General features: G+C 40.0%; 8 protein-coding genes. 7 read left to right on the top strand and 1 reads right to left on the bottom strand.

Annotated elements, in window-relative coordinates:
* Positions 1-427: 427 nt before the first annotated feature.
* Entirely contained in the window at positions 428-4,681 is a 4,254-nt protein-coding gene (locus I8748_RS12010; RefSeq protein ID WP_198124811.1) for a PAS domain S-box protein, read from the bottom strand.
* Positions 4,682-5,780: 1,099 nt separating this feature from the next.
* On the opposite strand from I8748_RS12010, the gene I8748_RS12005 reads away from it, so the two are divergent.
* From I8748_RS12005 to I8748_RS11975, 7 genes are all read left to right on the top strand, one after another.
* Positions 5,781-6,101, top strand: coding sequence for an antibiotic biosynthesis monooxygenase (locus I8748_RS12005; RefSeq protein WP_198124810.1), 321 nt, complete (start codon positions 5,781-5,783; stop codon positions 6,099-6,101).
* 405 nt (positions 6,102-6,506) lie between these two features.
* On the top strand, positions 6,507-6,749 hold the full coding sequence (locus tag I8748_RS12000) for a DUF3134 family protein (protein WP_198124809.1): 243 nt from the start codon (positions 6,507-6,509) through the stop codon (positions 6,747-6,749).
* A 1,428-nt stretch (positions 6,750-8,177) separates the two neighbouring features.
* On the top strand, positions 8,178-13,706 hold the full coding sequence (locus I8748_RS11995) for a trifunctional serine/threonine-protein kinase/ATP-binding protein/sensor histidine kinase (protein WP_198124808.1): 5,529 nt from the start codon (positions 8,178-8,180) through the stop codon (positions 13,704-13,706).
* 563 nt (positions 13,707-14,269) lie between these two features.
* On the top strand, positions 14,270-14,506 hold the full coding sequence (locus I8748_RS11990; protein WP_198124807.1) for a CTB family bacteriocin: 237 nt from the start codon (positions 14,270-14,272) through the stop codon (positions 14,504-14,506).
* A gap of 134 nt (positions 14,507-14,640) precedes the next feature.
* Positions 14,641-14,877 (top strand): CTB family bacteriocin, encoded by a 237-nt coding sequence (locus I8748_RS11985; RefSeq protein ID WP_198124806.1) that lies wholly within the window; start codon positions 14,641-14,643, stop codon positions 14,875-14,877.
* 252 nt (positions 14,878-15,129) lie between these two features.
* Complete coding sequence (locus I8748_RS11980) at positions 15,130-15,459, top strand: hypothetical protein (protein WP_198124805.1); 330 nt, start codon at positions 15,130-15,132, stop codon at positions 15,457-15,459.
* A gap of 121 nt (positions 15,460-15,580) precedes the next feature.
* Positions 15,581-17,731 carry a peptidase domain-containing ABC transporter gene (locus I8748_RS11975; protein WP_198124804.1) on the top strand — a complete coding sequence of 717 codons (2,151 nt, stop codon included), beginning with the start codon at positions 15,581-15,583 and terminating at the stop codon, positions 17,729-17,731.
* Position 17,732 lies beyond the last annotated feature (1 nt).

The following is a 17,732-nucleotide window of genomic DNA, read 5'->3' as shown; positions in this document are numbered from 1 at the left end:
GCGGCTACTCTTCTCCTTCGGAGACGCTACGCGAACGATAACGCCTAACGGCGAACCCGCAGGGTGGAGCCACTGCGTTGCGGTGAGGTAGTCCGGTCTTGGGGTCTCCCCAAGTGGAGGAACTACCGTTAGCGCAGCGTTAGCGAGCTTGCGAGCGTCACCCGAAGGGAGGTTCCCTCGTTGAGTGCAAGTGGCGTTGCTGAGTGCTGTAGACGCTTGGTGCGGCTACTCTTCTTTTTCAAAGACCTACGCGTAGCTTGCTTAAGCGTAGGGGTACGAGAACGCCTAACGGCGAACCCGCTATCGTCAAGCCACTGCGTTCGGTCGCCAGACAGACGCGCGTATGTGGGGTTGCTGAGTGGAAACCCAGTTGCTCTAAGGTTTTGAGCAATCAATATTGTCCCAACACATCTGACTACGGCTATAACTAATTAATCTGACTTGATTTCAGTAGATGATGTAAGCTGTGTAATAATTCCTGGGCGGTGAAGGGCTTTAACAACATGCACTCGATGTTAGTACCATCAGTTCCTATAAATTTTTCATTGGGGTTGAATCCACTACAAGCAATGATTTGTACTTGTGGATTCATTTTTTGTAAGGTGCGGATCGCAGTCATTCCATCCATTTCTGGCATCATCATATCCATCAAGACTACACTAATTTCATGCTTGTATTGGGCGTAAAGTGCGATCGCTTCGATACCATTACTGGCAGTGAGAGCTTTGTAGTTGTAGTCTTCTAGGATAATTGTGGTAATTTCGCGAATTTGCACTTCATCATCAACAACTAAAATCAATTCCCCGTTACCTCTTGGGGGTTCTGTCTCCTCTGCATTCATCGCTTGGGTTGCCTGTACTGCTGGTAAAAACAGCTTAAATTGACTTCCTTTGCCAACTTGACTAGACACACTCACAAAACCATCATGACTTTTGATGATGCCAAGCATGGTGGAAAGACCTAATCCCGTACCTGTACCAATCTCTTTGGTAGTAAAAAATGGCTCAAAAATTCTATCCAAGATTTCTGGTGGCATCCCGATTCCAGTATCGGCAACAGTAATTACCACGTAATGTCCGACTTTGGCATCAAGATTCATCCTGGCATAAGCTTCATCAATAAACATGTTTTCGGTAGAAATTTTAATAGTCCCACCGTCTGGCATGGCATCACGAGCATTGACTACTAAATTCATCAGTACTTGATGTAGTTGTGTAATATCTCCAGAAATTGTCCACAAATCTTCTGGTAAGGCGATCGCAAATTCGATAGATTTGGGAAATGTCTGCTTGGCAATCTGAGTAATTTCCGAAATCAGGTGTTTGATTTGGACTATTGTCCGTTCTCCTTTAAATCCTCGTGCGAAGGATAAAACTTGCTTGACCAAAGCAGCGCCACGTTTGGCGTTGTTTTCTACAATTGTCAGCAGGTGTTGACAGCGCTCTTGGTCGTTAGCGAATTTTACTTGTATGAGTTGAGATGCTGCCAAAATTGGTGTCAATATATTGTTCAAATCATGAGCAATGCCACCTGCCAAAGTACCGAGGCTTTCTAATCGCTGACCACGGAAAAACTGTTCTTCGAGTTGTTTCTTTTGGGTGATGTCTGTATCCACAATCAGGATAGATTGGGGTTCCCCCGCAGCATCGCGCATCAGTGACCAGCGGCTCTCGACGATAATTTCTTTACCAGATTTCGTCACTTTATTTAACTCACCCTGCCATAAGCCAGACTCAGTTACAGTTTTTAAAGCTGTTTCTAGTTGTGGGCAAGTTTCTTTGTACAAAATCTCCAGAGCGTCTTTGCCCATAACTTCCTCTACTTGCCAACCGTACAGACGCTCTGCACCTTTATTCCAAAATAAGATTTGGGATTGTAAATTTCGTAAGAGAATTGCGTCGGTGGTAATATCAAGTAGAGCTGCTTGTTCTTTGATTTTCTGTTCTGCTTGTTTACGGTCGGTGATGTCTCTAGTTGTACCAATCATCCGTATTGGCTCACTGAGTTCGTTATAGTAGACTTGACCTTTAACAGATAACCAGTGTATGCTGCCGTCTGGCCAAATAACCCGATAATTGAATGGCGGTCTGGTTCCTTGTTTTATTGTGTCAGCCACACATTCAAGCATGGATTCCAGGTCTTCTGGATGAATTAAATTGAGAAATTCTTCGTAAGCTAGAGGTGGCCCGCTTGAAAAACCAAGCATTGGCCTAATGTTGGCAGACCAAACGCTCTCGTTGGTGAGGAGATTCCAATCCCATACGCCTATATTACCTGCTTCGAGAGCTAAACTCAGCCGCTCCTCGCTCTGGCGCAATGAATCTTCTGCCTGTTTGCGTTCGGTGATATCTTCGGCAACGCCACCATAGGAGTAAATTTCGCCTTGTTCATCTTGCATCACAAAGCCGCGATCCCAGATCCAGCGAATTGATCCGTCTGGTCGTAGGATGCGATATTCTGTATCGGTGGCTTGTCCTTGCCGCTGTTGCTCCAGTTTTTCCATGATGCGATCGCGGTCTTCTGGATGAACAGCATCTAGCCAGGAATTCGGCTGATCACGTAGACTTTGGCAAGTGCGACCCCAAATTTTCTCATAAGCAGGATTGACATACAAATTGTCTCCTGACTCTAGACTGGCCATCCAAAGCACAGCGTGGGTGTTGTCTGCAAAATGGCGGAATTTTTCCTCGCTTTCCCGCAATGAATCTTCTGAGCGTTTGCGTTCGGTGATGTCTTCGGCAATACCTCCAAAGGAGTAAATTTTTCCTTGTTCATCGCGGATGGCAAAGCTGCGATCCCAAATCCAGCGGATTGAACCATCTGGGCGCAAAATGCGATATTCCAATGAAGTAGACTCACCACTGAGATGTTGTTGGGCGATGATTGCTCTGATGCGATCGCGATCTTGTGGATGAATGCTGTCTATCCAAGACTCTGGCTGATTAGAGAGACTCTCACAATAACGACCCCAAATTTTCTCATAAGCAGGACTAACATACGAGGTTTGGTATGGATCTGGGCTAATAATCCAGATGGCTGCATTGATATTTTCGGCAAAATGGCGGAATTTTTCTTCACTTGTCCGCAATGCTGCTTCCATCTGCTTGCGATCGGTAATGTCTCTGGCTACCCCTTGAATTTCTACAATATTTCCCGATTCATCTTTAATGCCTGCAACGTTCCATTGCACCCAGCGTGTGCCGTTAACTGTGAGTATACGTTGCTCACTAATGGTAAAGTTATGTGGTGGCAGTGCCAGGGTTGTGAGTTGTTCCCTCGCTTGCGGCATTTCATCTAGGTGTAAAAACTGACACATCTCTTGACCGCACAACTCATCCAATGGGTAGCCCAATGTTTGACACGCTGCTGTGTTGGCAAAGGTGATCCGCTGCTGCATATCTATGCGGATGATTAAGTCAGTTTGGCTTTCAACTAGCTGGCGATAGAGTTTTTCGCTTTGCCGCAGCGCTTCTTCAGTACGTTTACGTTCAATGATTTCCTGTTGTAAACGTTGGTTAGTAACAAGGAGTTCTGTGGTGCGTTCTACTACTCGTTGTTCTAATTCATCAGTAGCTCGGCGTAAGGCTTCTTGTGTTTGTTTGCGATCGCTAATGTCACACAACAACCAGCGCCAGCCAATCCTTTGACGCTGTGAATTGTACACGGTCGCTATTCTGATGCTAGCTGGGAAAGGTGTCCCGTCTAGTGGCTTGAAGTCAATTTCCCAGTTTTGAACATTTTGTAAACTCTTTAGTTGGGTAGTGAATTTGTGCCGATCTGACTCAGCAACAAACACAACTAATGATTTGCCTACCAAATAGTTTTGGTGTACAGAAAGTAGGGTAGCTGCTGCATAATTAGCTTCTTGGATGACACCATGGACATCGGTTACCAAATAACCATTTGGAGCAAACTCAAATAAATCTTGGTAACGCTGGCGCTCCAATTCTGCTATTTCATGGGCAAAAGCTAGTTCTTCATTTTGTTGGCGTAGTTCTTCTTCTACCGCCTGGAGTTCTTCTAAGGCTTGCTGAAGTTCTCGGTTAACTTGGATGACTTCAGCAGATTGGGCATCAACCCAACGTTTTAAATAATTGTAAGTTTGCCAACGTACCGCCTCTATGTCCTGATTCACCCGCCCACAATCATCTTTTGGCTGTTGTAAATGTTGCTCTAGGGCGGTGACGACACCAACCATTTTCAGGAGGTCAAAAGCTTGCAGTAGGTTCGTTTCATTGACGATTCCTATGAGTTGTTCTCGCTCATCTACAATCGGTAAATGGCTGATCTGAGATTGACGCAATAGTGATAAGGCGGTGAAAATATCCTGAGATTGTGATGATGATTGAACCAGGCTAACAACTGGCTGTGTCATAACATCAGCTATTTTTATCTGAGATAAATCCCTGCCTGATGCCGTAATTCTAACTATATCTGTGTTAGTTAATATTCCTAAGAGATGTCCTGCTTCTACGACCAGAATATAACTAGTTTGCTGCTGATTCCATCTGCTAGAGACTAACGACGAACTAAAGCTAGCCATTGATAGAGTGTCAGTACGTTGCTGACTCATCAAGATAACAGCATCGACTACATAACTATTTGGGCAGATCGTCAGGGGAGAATAATCAATAACATCATATAAATCAGGCAAATCAATCAGCTGATCGTTGAATCGCATAGTTAATTCGTCAATTCTCATTATCTTATCGACATCAGAACGATATAGCGAAGGTTAAACTGAGGAAACTGTTAGCAATCAGCGGTTGTCAAGTTTTAATAGGGAATAAATCAATTTTATTGATGAATTTAGCAATTTTCACATTACAAAACATGATTTACTGGCTCTGGCCTAAAGCTGAGTAGACTAGTTGGGACATTAATGAAATTTTCTAATGGTCAAACTTATTCTATTGTTAAATTCAGGATAGATGATCTCCATACATAAAAAGATTACCTTAATTAATGGTCTTCATAGTGCTGTTGTCGTAACATAAACCAAAATAATTAGTTGAAGAATAGTGATTGGAATCACATTAATTTGTAATTTTAACTACTGAGACTAAATACTAAAATCTAGCTAAACATCTATTAAACCAAGATTTTGCTGTAAAATCTTGGTTTAATCTAAGCAAAAACACGTTTATTCTTAAATTATTTATACACATAATGAAGATTATATATTTAGTGTTGGCAAAGTTAAATATTCTCTAAGTCCGGTCTGCGCTACAGTAGCTGTCTTGCGAAAATCATAAAATAATAGCAGGTAATTCCAGAAATTTTTATATTTTTTACTTGAAGGAGCAAGTACTAGGCAAATTTATTGCACTAGTAGACAAAAGCACAATTAGCCTCAGAATAATATTAAGTTTCAAGTCTGAAGTAGGGGCATTTGAGTTAAATACACTAAATATTAAATTTTGCTTCTTTTATGGCGCTTGTTTATCATTTTGGATGCCAATTGTCGTATTTTTGTAGACAAGGTAAATAGCGACTACAAGCCCATGCAGTGAGTAGAGATTGCTAAGGCATCGTGCTTACCTGATGCTTGCTCGTCCACCCATGTTTTTAACTGAGTGATACAGCAGTCAAAAGTTAGCCAAAAAAACCATTCATGATAGTGGCGAACTTTGTTGACGTATTTACAGGAGAAGACTTTGGGGCAGCGATCACAAAGCAATTAGCTTTGTTTGTAAATATTAGAACTCAAGGAAATTAAGAGATTATTACTATTAGTATTACTACCAGTTAAAATACTTGACTACGGAGTAGAAAAATTAATGGATTTTCAAGATTTTCTCAGACATCAATTTGCTCATATTGCCATTGGAGAATTCAAACCAGGTAAATTTGAAGCAGCAAAAAAACTTTATGAAGAAGCTGTATCAACATATAGCACTGGCTTCAAAGGGGCATATCTGTTACAAGAACCAGGAACTGACAAAGGCATTTCCGTAATTTTTTGGGAAAGCGTAGAAGATATGACAGCCAATCAAAGCGAAGTTTACCAAAGCATCTTGAAAAAGATGATGCCCTTGTTTGCTGAGCCACCAGAGACTGTTGTATATGAACTCGTTTGTGAAATAAAGCCCAAAGAATGAGGAGCAAGGGTGATGGGGAGATAGAGGAGAAATTCTACGTTTTTATCCTCCTACTCCCCTATCTTCTAATCCCCCCATCTCCTTACCTCCCTATCCCCCTATCTCTTCATTGACAGACCATATTTATTTCTTGTGGATAGAAAAACATCAGCCATAAGGAAGAAGGTTTTGAAGATACAAGAATCAAACTGTTAATCATACAAGCTCGCAATCAAAAATAGTAGCTTAGCGATCGCGAAGTTGACTGATAACTGTTGACTCTCATCAAGAGTCAGCCCCAGGGTAAGGTAGCGCGGTGAGACAGTTTAGTTGCCGGGTTCCTGCTGCTCTTTTGCTTCCCTATTTCTAGGTACTATTTTTGAACGCAAATTTGTATCAAAATAGATTCTTCGGGGGTAAACAAAAATGGTTAAATTATCTAACCCTGCTCTCCACGAAGAACCCCGTCACCAACCAACACCTGTTGTTCTTCTCAAGCAAGAGCAATCTCTGCTTGATTGGTTGGAAAGTATTGGTCGATTAGTACCGCACGTATCTGTTGAATACTATTACCAAGACGAGGAAGAAGACGAGGAAGAAGACGTGGCAGAGTTCATAGATTCTGTGGATGCCTATGCTTTAGAAGCTGAGGGAGTAGAGGACATTTAAGAATCGCGTCCCTTGGCATCAAGAGATGGGGAGATAAAGGGATGGAAAGACAAGGTAAAATTTTTCCTCCATCACCCATGCTCCCCTGCTCCCTGCACCTTCTACCTTCCGCCTGAATTTATGACTCGAAGCCTAGAAATTTCATGATTGCTAAGTTTCACTATAAAAGTTGTGCAAAAAGTTTTTCACTTGGATTGCGATCGCATTCAGTCAACATTACTTAAATGCCTACGCAAATTATATCCTCCCATGACCAAGCCCCGACATGCTTAATTAATATAATGAAAAGGTGTATTATAAATTACAACTGACCTAATTTATCCATCCTGGCAGGAAGACCCAAGAAAGAGACCGCCTCACCGCGCTGGCTCACTATTAACAGCCTCAACCTAAAATTTCTAACACTTGCGTAAGCCCTGGATATTACGCATCTAGAACACCTAGATATATGCAGTGGCTTCAATGGAGTAGAAATTTTATCAAACGGCTCTTTTAGCTCTATATCTACCTTTTTGAGAGTCCTTACTAATGAGACGTGAGTTTGATGAACCTCTCCCCAACCCCTCTTTGACGCAAAGAGGGGCTTTAACATCCTCGGTAAAGAACGAAAAATCAAGCTTTTAAAGCCTCTTTCCTTTCAAGCTATCCATTACCCGGATCTTTCTCAACATTTGTGAGAGTATTCACTCACGTTTTTTCTAACCCTTATTAGTTCGTCGTTAATTCTCAATAAAAACACAGTTTTAGCGAGACTAATAAGCGCGAATTTGTCAAGTATGTCTAATCCCTCAGTTGATAGGATGGTTATAAAACAAGGGTTTCAAGATTGTTAAGAAAGATGTGACTAATGGATAGCCTTTCAAGGGAGAGGAATGGAAGCGGGGTTTTTTAAATCTGTCGAATTCACGTTAATGAGGCTAATAAGTAGGAGGCAGGCAGGAGGAGGGAAAAGCCTTGTGGTGAGTAGATTTTTCTGATTGGCATTTTATATTTAATTATGTCCACCTACTTAGCAATTCTGTCTGAAGATGCATCTAGAGAATTTATACAATGCCACACTCTTCATGGAGCAATTTATGAATTGTCCCTACAACCCTCCTTTACCTACATTTTATCTAAATTGCGATTTTATCTGTATTTTTTCTTAATGATTTTCAACAATACATCCTGATTTGTATATTAACGAAGACTATAATTTATTCATCTACAGGAGACGGACAATATCAGTATTTATAGTTTTGATGAATTTTCTAAGTTAAGCAATTGTCTTGGGAATATTAAATCAATAGGAGAATATTAGAATTAATATCACCATTCCTGAGACGGTCAGCAGAGGAAGCAATCCTCTACTCGCCAGAGTTCTTCTAGTCAAAAATGTGTTTTCTTCCCTTTTAATGTGTCAGTTACAATAGCAGAACAAGAAAAGTCATGACTACTCTTTTAGAATACAAAGTTATAGAAACAGTTTATGAAGATTTAAGAACCGTTATTTATCGAGCCTTCAGGGAAAAAGACGGCAAAGCAGTTATTCTCAAAACTCTCCGCGCAGAGTGCCCCACCTTAGAAGAAATCACCCAACTCCGGCACGAATACGAGATTTCCAAACAACTCAAAATAGCTGGAATCGTTCAACCATACGGACTAGAGAACTATCGTAACAGTCTTGTTCTAGTCTTAGAAGATTTTGGCGGTCAATCTATCAAGCAATTTATTGATCACAATTCTGTTGATATTGTTTGCTTTCTCCAAATTGCTATTCAGCTAGCAAATACACTGTTTTTGCTGCACGAAAATCACATTATCCATAAAGATATTAAAAGCCAAAATCTGATTATCCATCCAGAAACTTTGCAAGTCAAAATTACTGACTTCAGCATTGCTTCGCGCCTATCAAAAGAGAATCCCAGCTTTAGCAATCCAAAATTTATTCAAGGTACACTTGCTTATATGTCGCCGGAACAAACCGGGCGCATGAATCGTTCCATTGATTATCGCACCGACTTCTACTCTTTAGGAGTAACTTTTTATGAAATCCTCACAGGTAAGCTACCTTTTGTAACAACTGATCCAATGGAGTTAGTTCACTGTCACATTGCCAAACAACCCTTACCTCCAAGCGAACGAAATCCTAAAATTCCTCAAGCAATTTCTAACATCATCCTGAAATTGTTGGCAAAGACAGCAGAAGATAGATATCAAAGCGCCGTTGGTTTAGAAGCTGATTTAAAAACTTGTCTCATCCAGCTTGAAACCACAGGCAACATAGAAAACTTTATTTTGGGCCAGCAAGACCGTTCTGGTCAACTACAAATTCCTCAAAAACTTTACGGTCGCGAAGCCGAAGTTGCTACACTCATTGAGGCTTTCGTTCGTGTTGCAACTGTATCAGAAAAACCAGCAGATTCTGGCTCAACAGAAATGATGTTGGTTGCGGGTTATTCAGGAATTGGTAAGTCAGCTTTGGTTAATGAAGTTCATAAACCAATTGTGAAAGCACGCGGTTACTTTATTGCTGGTAAGTTCGATCAGTTTAAACGAAATATTCCTTATAGTTGTGTTGTCAACGCCTTTCAAGATTTAATTCGGCAGCTACTCACAGAAAGTCAAGAAAGTATAGCTGTTTGGAAACAAAAACTTTTAGAAGCCTTAGGTGCTAACGGTCAGGCCATTGTTGAAGTTATCCCCGAAGTTGAACTAATTATTGGTCAACAACCAGACCTGCCTCAATTAGGGCCAACCGAATCGCAAAACCGTTTTAATCGAGTCTTTCAAAAATTTATTCAAGTCTTTGCTCAACCTCAACATCCACTAGTTTTATTTCTAGATGACTTACAGTGGTCAGATTCAGCGTCTCTCAAATTAATTCAGCTGATGATGACAGACCCTGATAGCAAACATCTATTACTAATCGGAGCTTATCGAGATAACGAAGTCAGCGCTACCCATCCGTTAATAGTGACCTTGGAGGAAATAAAAAAAACGGGTGCAACTGTAAACGCGATCGCTCTACAAGCTTTAGAATTTGACCACGTTTGCCAAATAGTAGCCGATACCCTCAAACAAAGCGATGAATCACAACCTCTTGCCGAACTACTATTTCATAAAACCCAAGGCAATCCTTTCTTCCTGACTCAGTTACTCCAAACCCTACATGAAGAAAAGCTTTTAACTTTTGACTTTAAAACTGACAGTTGGCAGTGGGACATTGGCAAAATTCAAACCATCGGCATTACCGATTATAATGTTGTCGAACTCGTTGCAAGGAATATTCAAAAACTGCCATATGAAACGCAGCAAGTACTGAAATTAGCTGCTTGTATTGGCAACTCTTTTAATTTAGATATTCTGGCAATTGTCCGCGAGAAATCTCAAACAAAAACCGCTACAGAACTTTGGATAGCTCTGCAATCAGGTTTAATTTTACCCCTGAGCAACGCCTATAAAATTCCTTTAGCAACTGTTGATGATTCACTAACGATTGATAGCTTTGAACAACTAAATACAGACCGTGAAGCCCCAATCATTTCCTATAAATTTTTACATGACCGAGTGCAGCAAGCTGCTTATTCCCTAATTCCTGAAGAGCAGAAAAAAGAAACTCACCTCAAAGTTGGTCAACAGCTGCTAAAAAATACTCCTACAGCAAAAATTGAAGACAATATCTTTGACATTGTAAACCAGCTGAATATTGGGGTGGAACTGATTAGCGATCGCACACAAAAAGATGAGCTAGCTCACCTTAATCTGATTGCAGGTCGCAAAGCTAAGGCTGCAACAGCCTACGAACCAGCAGTGAGATACTTAAGGGTCGGATTGGGACTGCTAACACCTGAGAGTTGGCAAACTCACTATGACCTAACACTCAACCTCCACGTAGAAGCAGCAGAAGCAGAGTACTTAAATACCAATTTTCAAGGGTCAGCTATCTTATCTGAAGTCACACTGCAACATGCAACCAACCTCCTCGACAAAGTGAAAGTGTATGAGTTGCAAATCCAGTTTTATTTTGCTCAAAGCCAGATGAGTGCAGCGATGGACACGGGACTTTCTGCACTGTCAATGCTTGGTGTTTCTTGGGAAACTACTCCCAGTGACATGCAATTAGTAGCTAATCTGCCAACTCTGGCAGACTTAGAAGATATTCCAGTGATGACCGACCCTTACAAATTAGCAACTTTGCGTCTTTTAATCAGTGTTACGGCTGCCTCTACCTTTGCTAAACCTGATATGTTTCCCCTAATTATATTGACGCAAATCAATTTGTGTATCGAAAATGGCTATTCTGGTCTAGCAGCTTTTGCATGTGCATTATACGGTATGCTTTTATCTGCAATAATGGGGAACACAGATGCAGGATACTTGTCTGGTCAATTGGCATTAAAGCTGTTGGATAAATTTAATGCTAGAGAACTCAAATGTAAGGTATATAACCTATTCAATCTCTTTATTCGTCCTTGGAAAGAGCATGTGAAAACATCTCTCAAACCATTGATAGAAGGAGTTCACAGCGGACTAGAAACAGGTGATATCGAGTTTTCAGGATATTGTATAGTTAACTACTGCTGCCATTTATTTTGGTCAGGAGAGCAGCTAGAAAAAGTTGAGCAGCAGCAAACACAATATTTAGAACTCTTGCTAAAAATGAAGCAAGAATATTCGATTGACAATGTGAGTATTGCGCGACAAGTTGTCTTCAATCTATTAGGAAAAGCTGAAAATAATTCTCAGCTAATTGGTGAAAGTTTTGATGAATCAAAAAAGCTGCCTGCTTTTTTAGCAGCAAATAATCCGATTTTGCTGTTTCTCACCTACAATGCCAAAGCAATTTTAATGTATCTCTTTAAAGACTGTGCCCAAGCAGTTGCCAACGCGAAATTAGCAGCAGAATACATTACGCCTGTTGTCGGGTGGGTGATGGTTTTTGGTAATTATACCTTCTTTTATTCCTTGGCTGTTCTCGGTTTATATGCTCAAGCACAGACGAGCGAAAAACAACAATACTTAGCTTTGGTTGAAGAAAATCAGCAAAAGATGCAGCAATGGGCCCTACGCGCTCCTTGTAACTTTGAGCATAAGTATGAACTTGTAGCAGCAGAAAAAGCGCGAGTCTTAGGAGACATCGTTGCAGCCATGGAGCTTTATGATCGCGCGATCGCCAAAGCCAAGGAGCAAGGCTACCTTCAAGATGAAGCTATTGCTAACGAATTAGCAGCAGAGTTTTACTTTTCTCTTGGTCGAGAAAAAGTTGCTCAAACTTATTTAATTGAGGCTTACTATACCTATATTCGTTGGGGAGCAACAGCAAAAGTCAAAGATTTAGAAACAAACTATCCAATGGTTTTCTCCCAAATTCATAAACGAGAAACTCCAGAGAGAGAATTAACTCAGACGACAACCTTGACTAGTGGGATTGCTTCCAGTGCATTGGATTTTACCACCATTATGAAAGCATCGCAAGCTCTAACAAGTGAAATCGTCCTTAGTCGCTTGCTAGAAAAGTTACTCAGAATTGTCATGGAAAATGCTGGCGCTCAAACGAGTTACTTACTTTTAGAAAAGCAAGGTAAGTTATTAATTGAAGCTCAGGGTTCCGTTGAACAAGATGAATTTACTTTATGTTCATCTATTCCTTTAGAAAATACAGCATATTACCTGCCTCTCTCTTTAATTAATTACGTGGCAAGAACTAAGGAAAATATTGTTTTAAATTATGCTGCTCAAGAAGGAATATTTATTAAAGACCCCTATATTGCGAAAACCAAACCAAAGTCGGTTTTGTGCATTCCCTTAATTAACCAAGGACAACTAATTGGCATTCTTTACTTAGAAAACAATCTCACTACCGATGCCTTTACTTCCCAAAGGCTCGAAGTTTTAGGACTGCTTTCTTCTCAAATGGCGATCTCTCTGAAAAATGCTTTACTATATGCCAAACTGGAAGCAGCTAATAAAAAACTCCAAGAAGCAAAAGCAAGTTTAGAAGATTACAGCAGAAATTTAGAAAACAAAGTCCAGGAAAGAACATTAGAACTTTATGATAAAAATCAGCATTTACAACAAGCTTTGCAACAATTACAGCAAACCCAAACTCAATTAATCCAAACAGAAAAAATGTCCAGTTTAGGACAACTAGTAGCTGGTGTAGCTCACGAAATTAACAACCCAGTCAACTTTATTAATGGTAACCTTGTTCACACAACTAATTACCTTCAAGATTTGCTACAGCTAGTAGAGGATTACGAACAAAACTATCCCCATCCCGCAGCGGGAATCCTAGCTAGGCAAGAAGCCATTGATTTAGAATTCTTGAAAGAAGATTTGCCAAAAACTTTAGAATCCATGAAAATGGGAGCAAATCGTATCCGCCAGATTGTGCTGTCGCTGCGTAACTTCTCCCGCCTGGATGAAGCAGAGATGAAACAGGTAGATATTCATGAAGGCATTGACAGTACGTTGCTAATTTTGCAGCATCGCTTCAAAGAAAAGGCAGGAAGACCGAGAATTGAAGTCTATAAAGACTACATTCAACTACCAAAGCTTGAGTGCTATCCTGGGCAACTGAATCAAGTTTTTATCAATATTTTGACAAATGCCATTGATGCCATCGATCAAGAGTATGAAAATAGCCATGTTTCATGCAAGTTAGACCAAAAAAATGGTAAAGTTGTACAAGCAATCGCTGATTTACCAACCATTCATATTCGTACTGAACAGCTAGATTTTGACCGCGTGGTCATTCAAATCACAGACAATGGCCCTGGTATGACAGAAGAAGTACGCCGTCGAATATTTGATCCTTTCTTTACAACTAAACCAGTTGGTTCTGGCACTGGTCTAGGATTATCGATTTGCTACCAAACTATTGTTGAAAAGCACCGGGGTCAACTGAAGTGCAAATCTGCACTAGGACAAGGAACTCAATTCACCATTGAAATTCCCATCAAGCAGCATCAGTAGGACTTACGCGCATTGTCATATTTTTTGAGTGTGGATTGTATTAGCGTGAGTTCGATGAACCTTTCCCCAACCCCTCTCCGATACGGAGAGGGGCTTTAACATCCTCGGTAAAGAACGAAAAATCAAGCTTTTAACGGGACTTAAACATTTTTGAGGCAGAAACAAGGCTTAAACCTATACAGGGCAAGGAAAATACACCCCTTGCTCAAAAATGCTTCAAACCATGATATATCAATAAACTAGGTAAAACGATGTCAAAGCCTTTCTGTATATAGGTTTGATGTCTTTTGCAGGCTACTTTTTGTCTAAGTCCCACTATAAGTCCTGAGTTAGAAACTAGTTCCAGAGCAATTACTCTGTCTATGTATTTTTCGGTAATGGTAATGACGTAATTGTGAAATCTAGTGTTCTAAATCTGGTAAGTAAGTTTACTGAAAGTGTAAATGACTATCCTCTGTACTTTCACTTATCGTATTAATTAAGCGAGGGGTTGAGACACCAAACAAAGGCAATCAACCAAATAGCTAAAAGCAAATTCAACTCAAAATTAGAGGATTAAAACTATGTCTCACAACTTGTTTATCGATGTAACTGAAGAGCAACAAGAAATCGTAGCTGGTGGCGTAGAAGGTATTACCTTGTCAACATTATATAACCACCTCTACCAACTCTCTGAAACTATTGGGCCAGTTGCAGCTTCTTCAGGCCCTAGTGGTAGCACCATAGTGTCTGGTGGTATCCAAAAGACAATCCAAGAAGTTCTCCAAACATCTTCTATATTTTCAGCATTAGTTGGCTAACGCTCTTCAATAGATTGAATAACCTGGATGCTAATTAAAGGGTTACCTTCTTCAATCGTTTGAAGTCAAATGATCTTTAAGTTCAGTATTTCAGTTGTCAAGATAATTCAAGTCAAATCAAGGAGTTTCCAACCATGTTACACGAACTATTTACCGATTTATCTGCTGAACAACAAGAAGTTGTAGCAGGTGGTTTATCGACTCTAGACTTTAGCACCCTATATGCTAAAGCGTTCCAACAAACTGAAACTATTAGCCCAGTAGGTAGTAGTTCTGGTCTTGGCGGCAGCAGTTTATTAGCTGGTGGTGTGCTAAAAACAATTCAAGAAGCTATTCAAACAGCTTCTTCCTTTAAAGCAGTAGTTTCCTAGTTGATGCAATAGATCGCGATGAGTATGATCATCTCTCAACGCGTTGAGGAGGGGAGTAATTAGCGCTCCCCTATCTTCCCCTAGATTTTTGTTTTTATGACAGTTAGCTATCAGCTTTATATTAAATTTTAATGGATACAAAACTAATGATGTTTCCATAAATTGCTGATAGCTAACTGCTTTTTTTCAATTATTGTGCCATATTCCTTGTTGATAGAACATTGTAATTCCACTTTTTCAAGGCTAAAAAATATGTCTAGCCATATCAAACCGGAAATTGATGAATTATTTCTTGATGTATCCGAACAACAACAAGAAGCTATATCTGGTGGACGTTCACATTACTCAGGATTATCTCTTTACAATTTGTTCTTCCAAAAAACAGATATAGAAACTTTTGCCAATAGTGCAATTAATGTATCTGGTAGTAATGGTAGTATTTCTTCTATTCAACAAACTGGATATAGGTTTTCACAAATTACTTTTGGATTGAGTCTAGGTGGTAGAGGACGCGGGCGTAGGTCAAGTAGGAGGTCTAGTTTATTCGATATGTTATTTAATATTATATCTCTTTTAGATTAATCAATAAAGTTTTTAACTGTTAATAGGCTCTGAATCCAGAGTTGTTAGTAATTGCAAAAATCACCTAATAAATTGACAACATTATTAGGATTAGGTTGTCATAAACTAGAGTAATTGAGTTATGAAATATCAATTTGTTAAACAGCATAGTGAAGAAGACTGTGGAGCTGCTTGCCTCGCTGCTGTTTCTAAATATTATGGTCGTACTTTTACTCTGAGTCGTATTCGTGAAGCGGTTGGTACTGGGCAGTTTGGCACTACTTTGTTAGGGCTAAAAAGAGGTGCAGAAACACTTGGTTTTAATGCTCGTCCAGTGAAAACCTCACCAGAACTCCTAAACCGGATGAACGAAGCACCGCTACCTGCAATTATTCACTGGAAAGGCAATCACTGGGTTGTTTTATACGGTAGAAAGGGTCAAAAATGTTTAGTTGCTGATCCGGCTGTAGGTATCCGTTATCTTTCTAAAAAAGAGATAGCTGAAAGTTGGTCAGATTGGTTGATGCTTTTACTAGAACCTGATCCAATCAAGTTTTTTGCTCAGAAAGATGAAAAAGTAGGTGGATTTTGGCGTTTTTTTCAGCGCGTCTGGATTTACCGGGCTATTTTAGCTCAAGCTTTACCTCTTAACTTGATGTTGGGATTGCTATCTTTAGCTTCCCCATTTTTAATGCAAATCTTGACTGATGATGTGCTGGTTAGAGGTGATACAAAGTTACTTACTACTGTAGCGATCGCTGTGGTAGTGATGAATTTTATTTCTCGTAGTCTGTCGTTTGTCCAGTCCAACTTAATTGCTCACTTTGCACAACGTTTGCAATTGGGTTTAGTGCTAGAATTTGGGCGGCAAATTCTCCGATTACCTCTCTCATACTACGAAGCCCGTCGTAGTGGTGAAATTGTGAGCCGTCTACAAGATATTGACCAGATTAATCATTTAGTTGCTCAGGTTGTTGTTAGTCTACCTAGCCAATTTTTTGTTGCATTAGTTTCTTTGGGATTTATGGTTTTTTATAGTTGGAAACTGACTATAGTAGCTGTATTCATCGGTATAGTGATGAGCTTATCTACAGTAGTATTCCAGCCAACTTTACAGCAAAAAACTCGTGAACTTTTAGTCCAAGAAGCAGAAACACAAGGAGTTTTAGTAGAAACTTTTAAAGGCGCACTAACTCTTAAAACTACTACATCTGGGTTGCAATTTTGGGATGAATTACAAAGCCGATTTGGTCGCCTGGCTAACGTGACATACCGGACAATTCAGATTGGAATTATTAATAATACTTTCTCTGGCTTAGTTTCAGGGGTTGGTGGCGTGATTTTGCTTTGGTTTGGTGGCAATTTGGTAATTAACCCAGTAGAAAATCTGAGTATCGGGCAACTATTTGCCTTTAATTCCATGAATGCTAATTTTCTGGGCTTATTTGCTACTATAATCAGCTTTGTTGAAGAATTTACTCGTGCAAAAACCGCTACACAACGTCTTACAGAAGTGATAGATGCCACTTCAGAAAATGAGGGTGACGAGATCAAGCCTTACGCCAAGATTGCAGGAGATGCTGACATTGTTTGCACAAATATTAATTTCCATTATGCTGGTCGCCTAGATTTAATAGATGACTTTTCTTTAACAATTCCTGGTGGTAAAGTTGTTGCACTAATTGGTAAATCTGGTTGTGGTAAAAGTACTTTAGCAAAACTGATTGCTGGGTTATATTCACTGCAATCTGGCAATATTCGTATTGGTCTGTATAACCTCCAAGACTTATCCCTTGAATGTCTCAGACAACAAGTAGTACTTGTTCCCCAAGAGCCTCATTTTTGGAGTCGGTCAATTGTCGAAAACTTCCGCTTAGGCGCTCCCCATGTCACTTTTGAACAGATTGTCAGAGCTTGCCAAGTAGCGGAAGCTGATGAATTTATTAGTAAACTACCTGATAAATATCAAACTATTTTAGGGGAATTTGGTGCAAATATTTCTGGTGGGCAACGTCAAAGATTAGCAATAGCAAGAGCTATTGTTACAGATCCACCAATTCTGATTTTAGATGAATCTACTGGTGGTCTTGATCCAGTAAGTGAGGCTCAAGTTTTAGATAAATTATTTCAACATCGCCAAGGTAAAACTACAATTTTAATTACTCACCGTCCCAAGGTAGTTAATCGTGCTGATTGGATAGTTTTACTAGATCAAGGCAAGTTAAAAACTCAAGGTTCTTTGGAAGAACTGCGCTCTCAATCTGGTGAGCATTTAGAATTTTTAAATCCTTAAT

Origin of the sequence: Amazonocrinis nigriterrae CENA67, from assembly GCF_016056305.1 — a bacterium.
GTDB lineage: Bacteria > Cyanobacteriota > Cyanobacteriia > Cyanobacteriales > Nostocaceae > Amazonocrinis > Amazonocrinis nigriterrae.
Note: the sequence above shows the minus strand (reverse complement) of the source record. Positions and strands in the feature narration are given on the sequence as shown.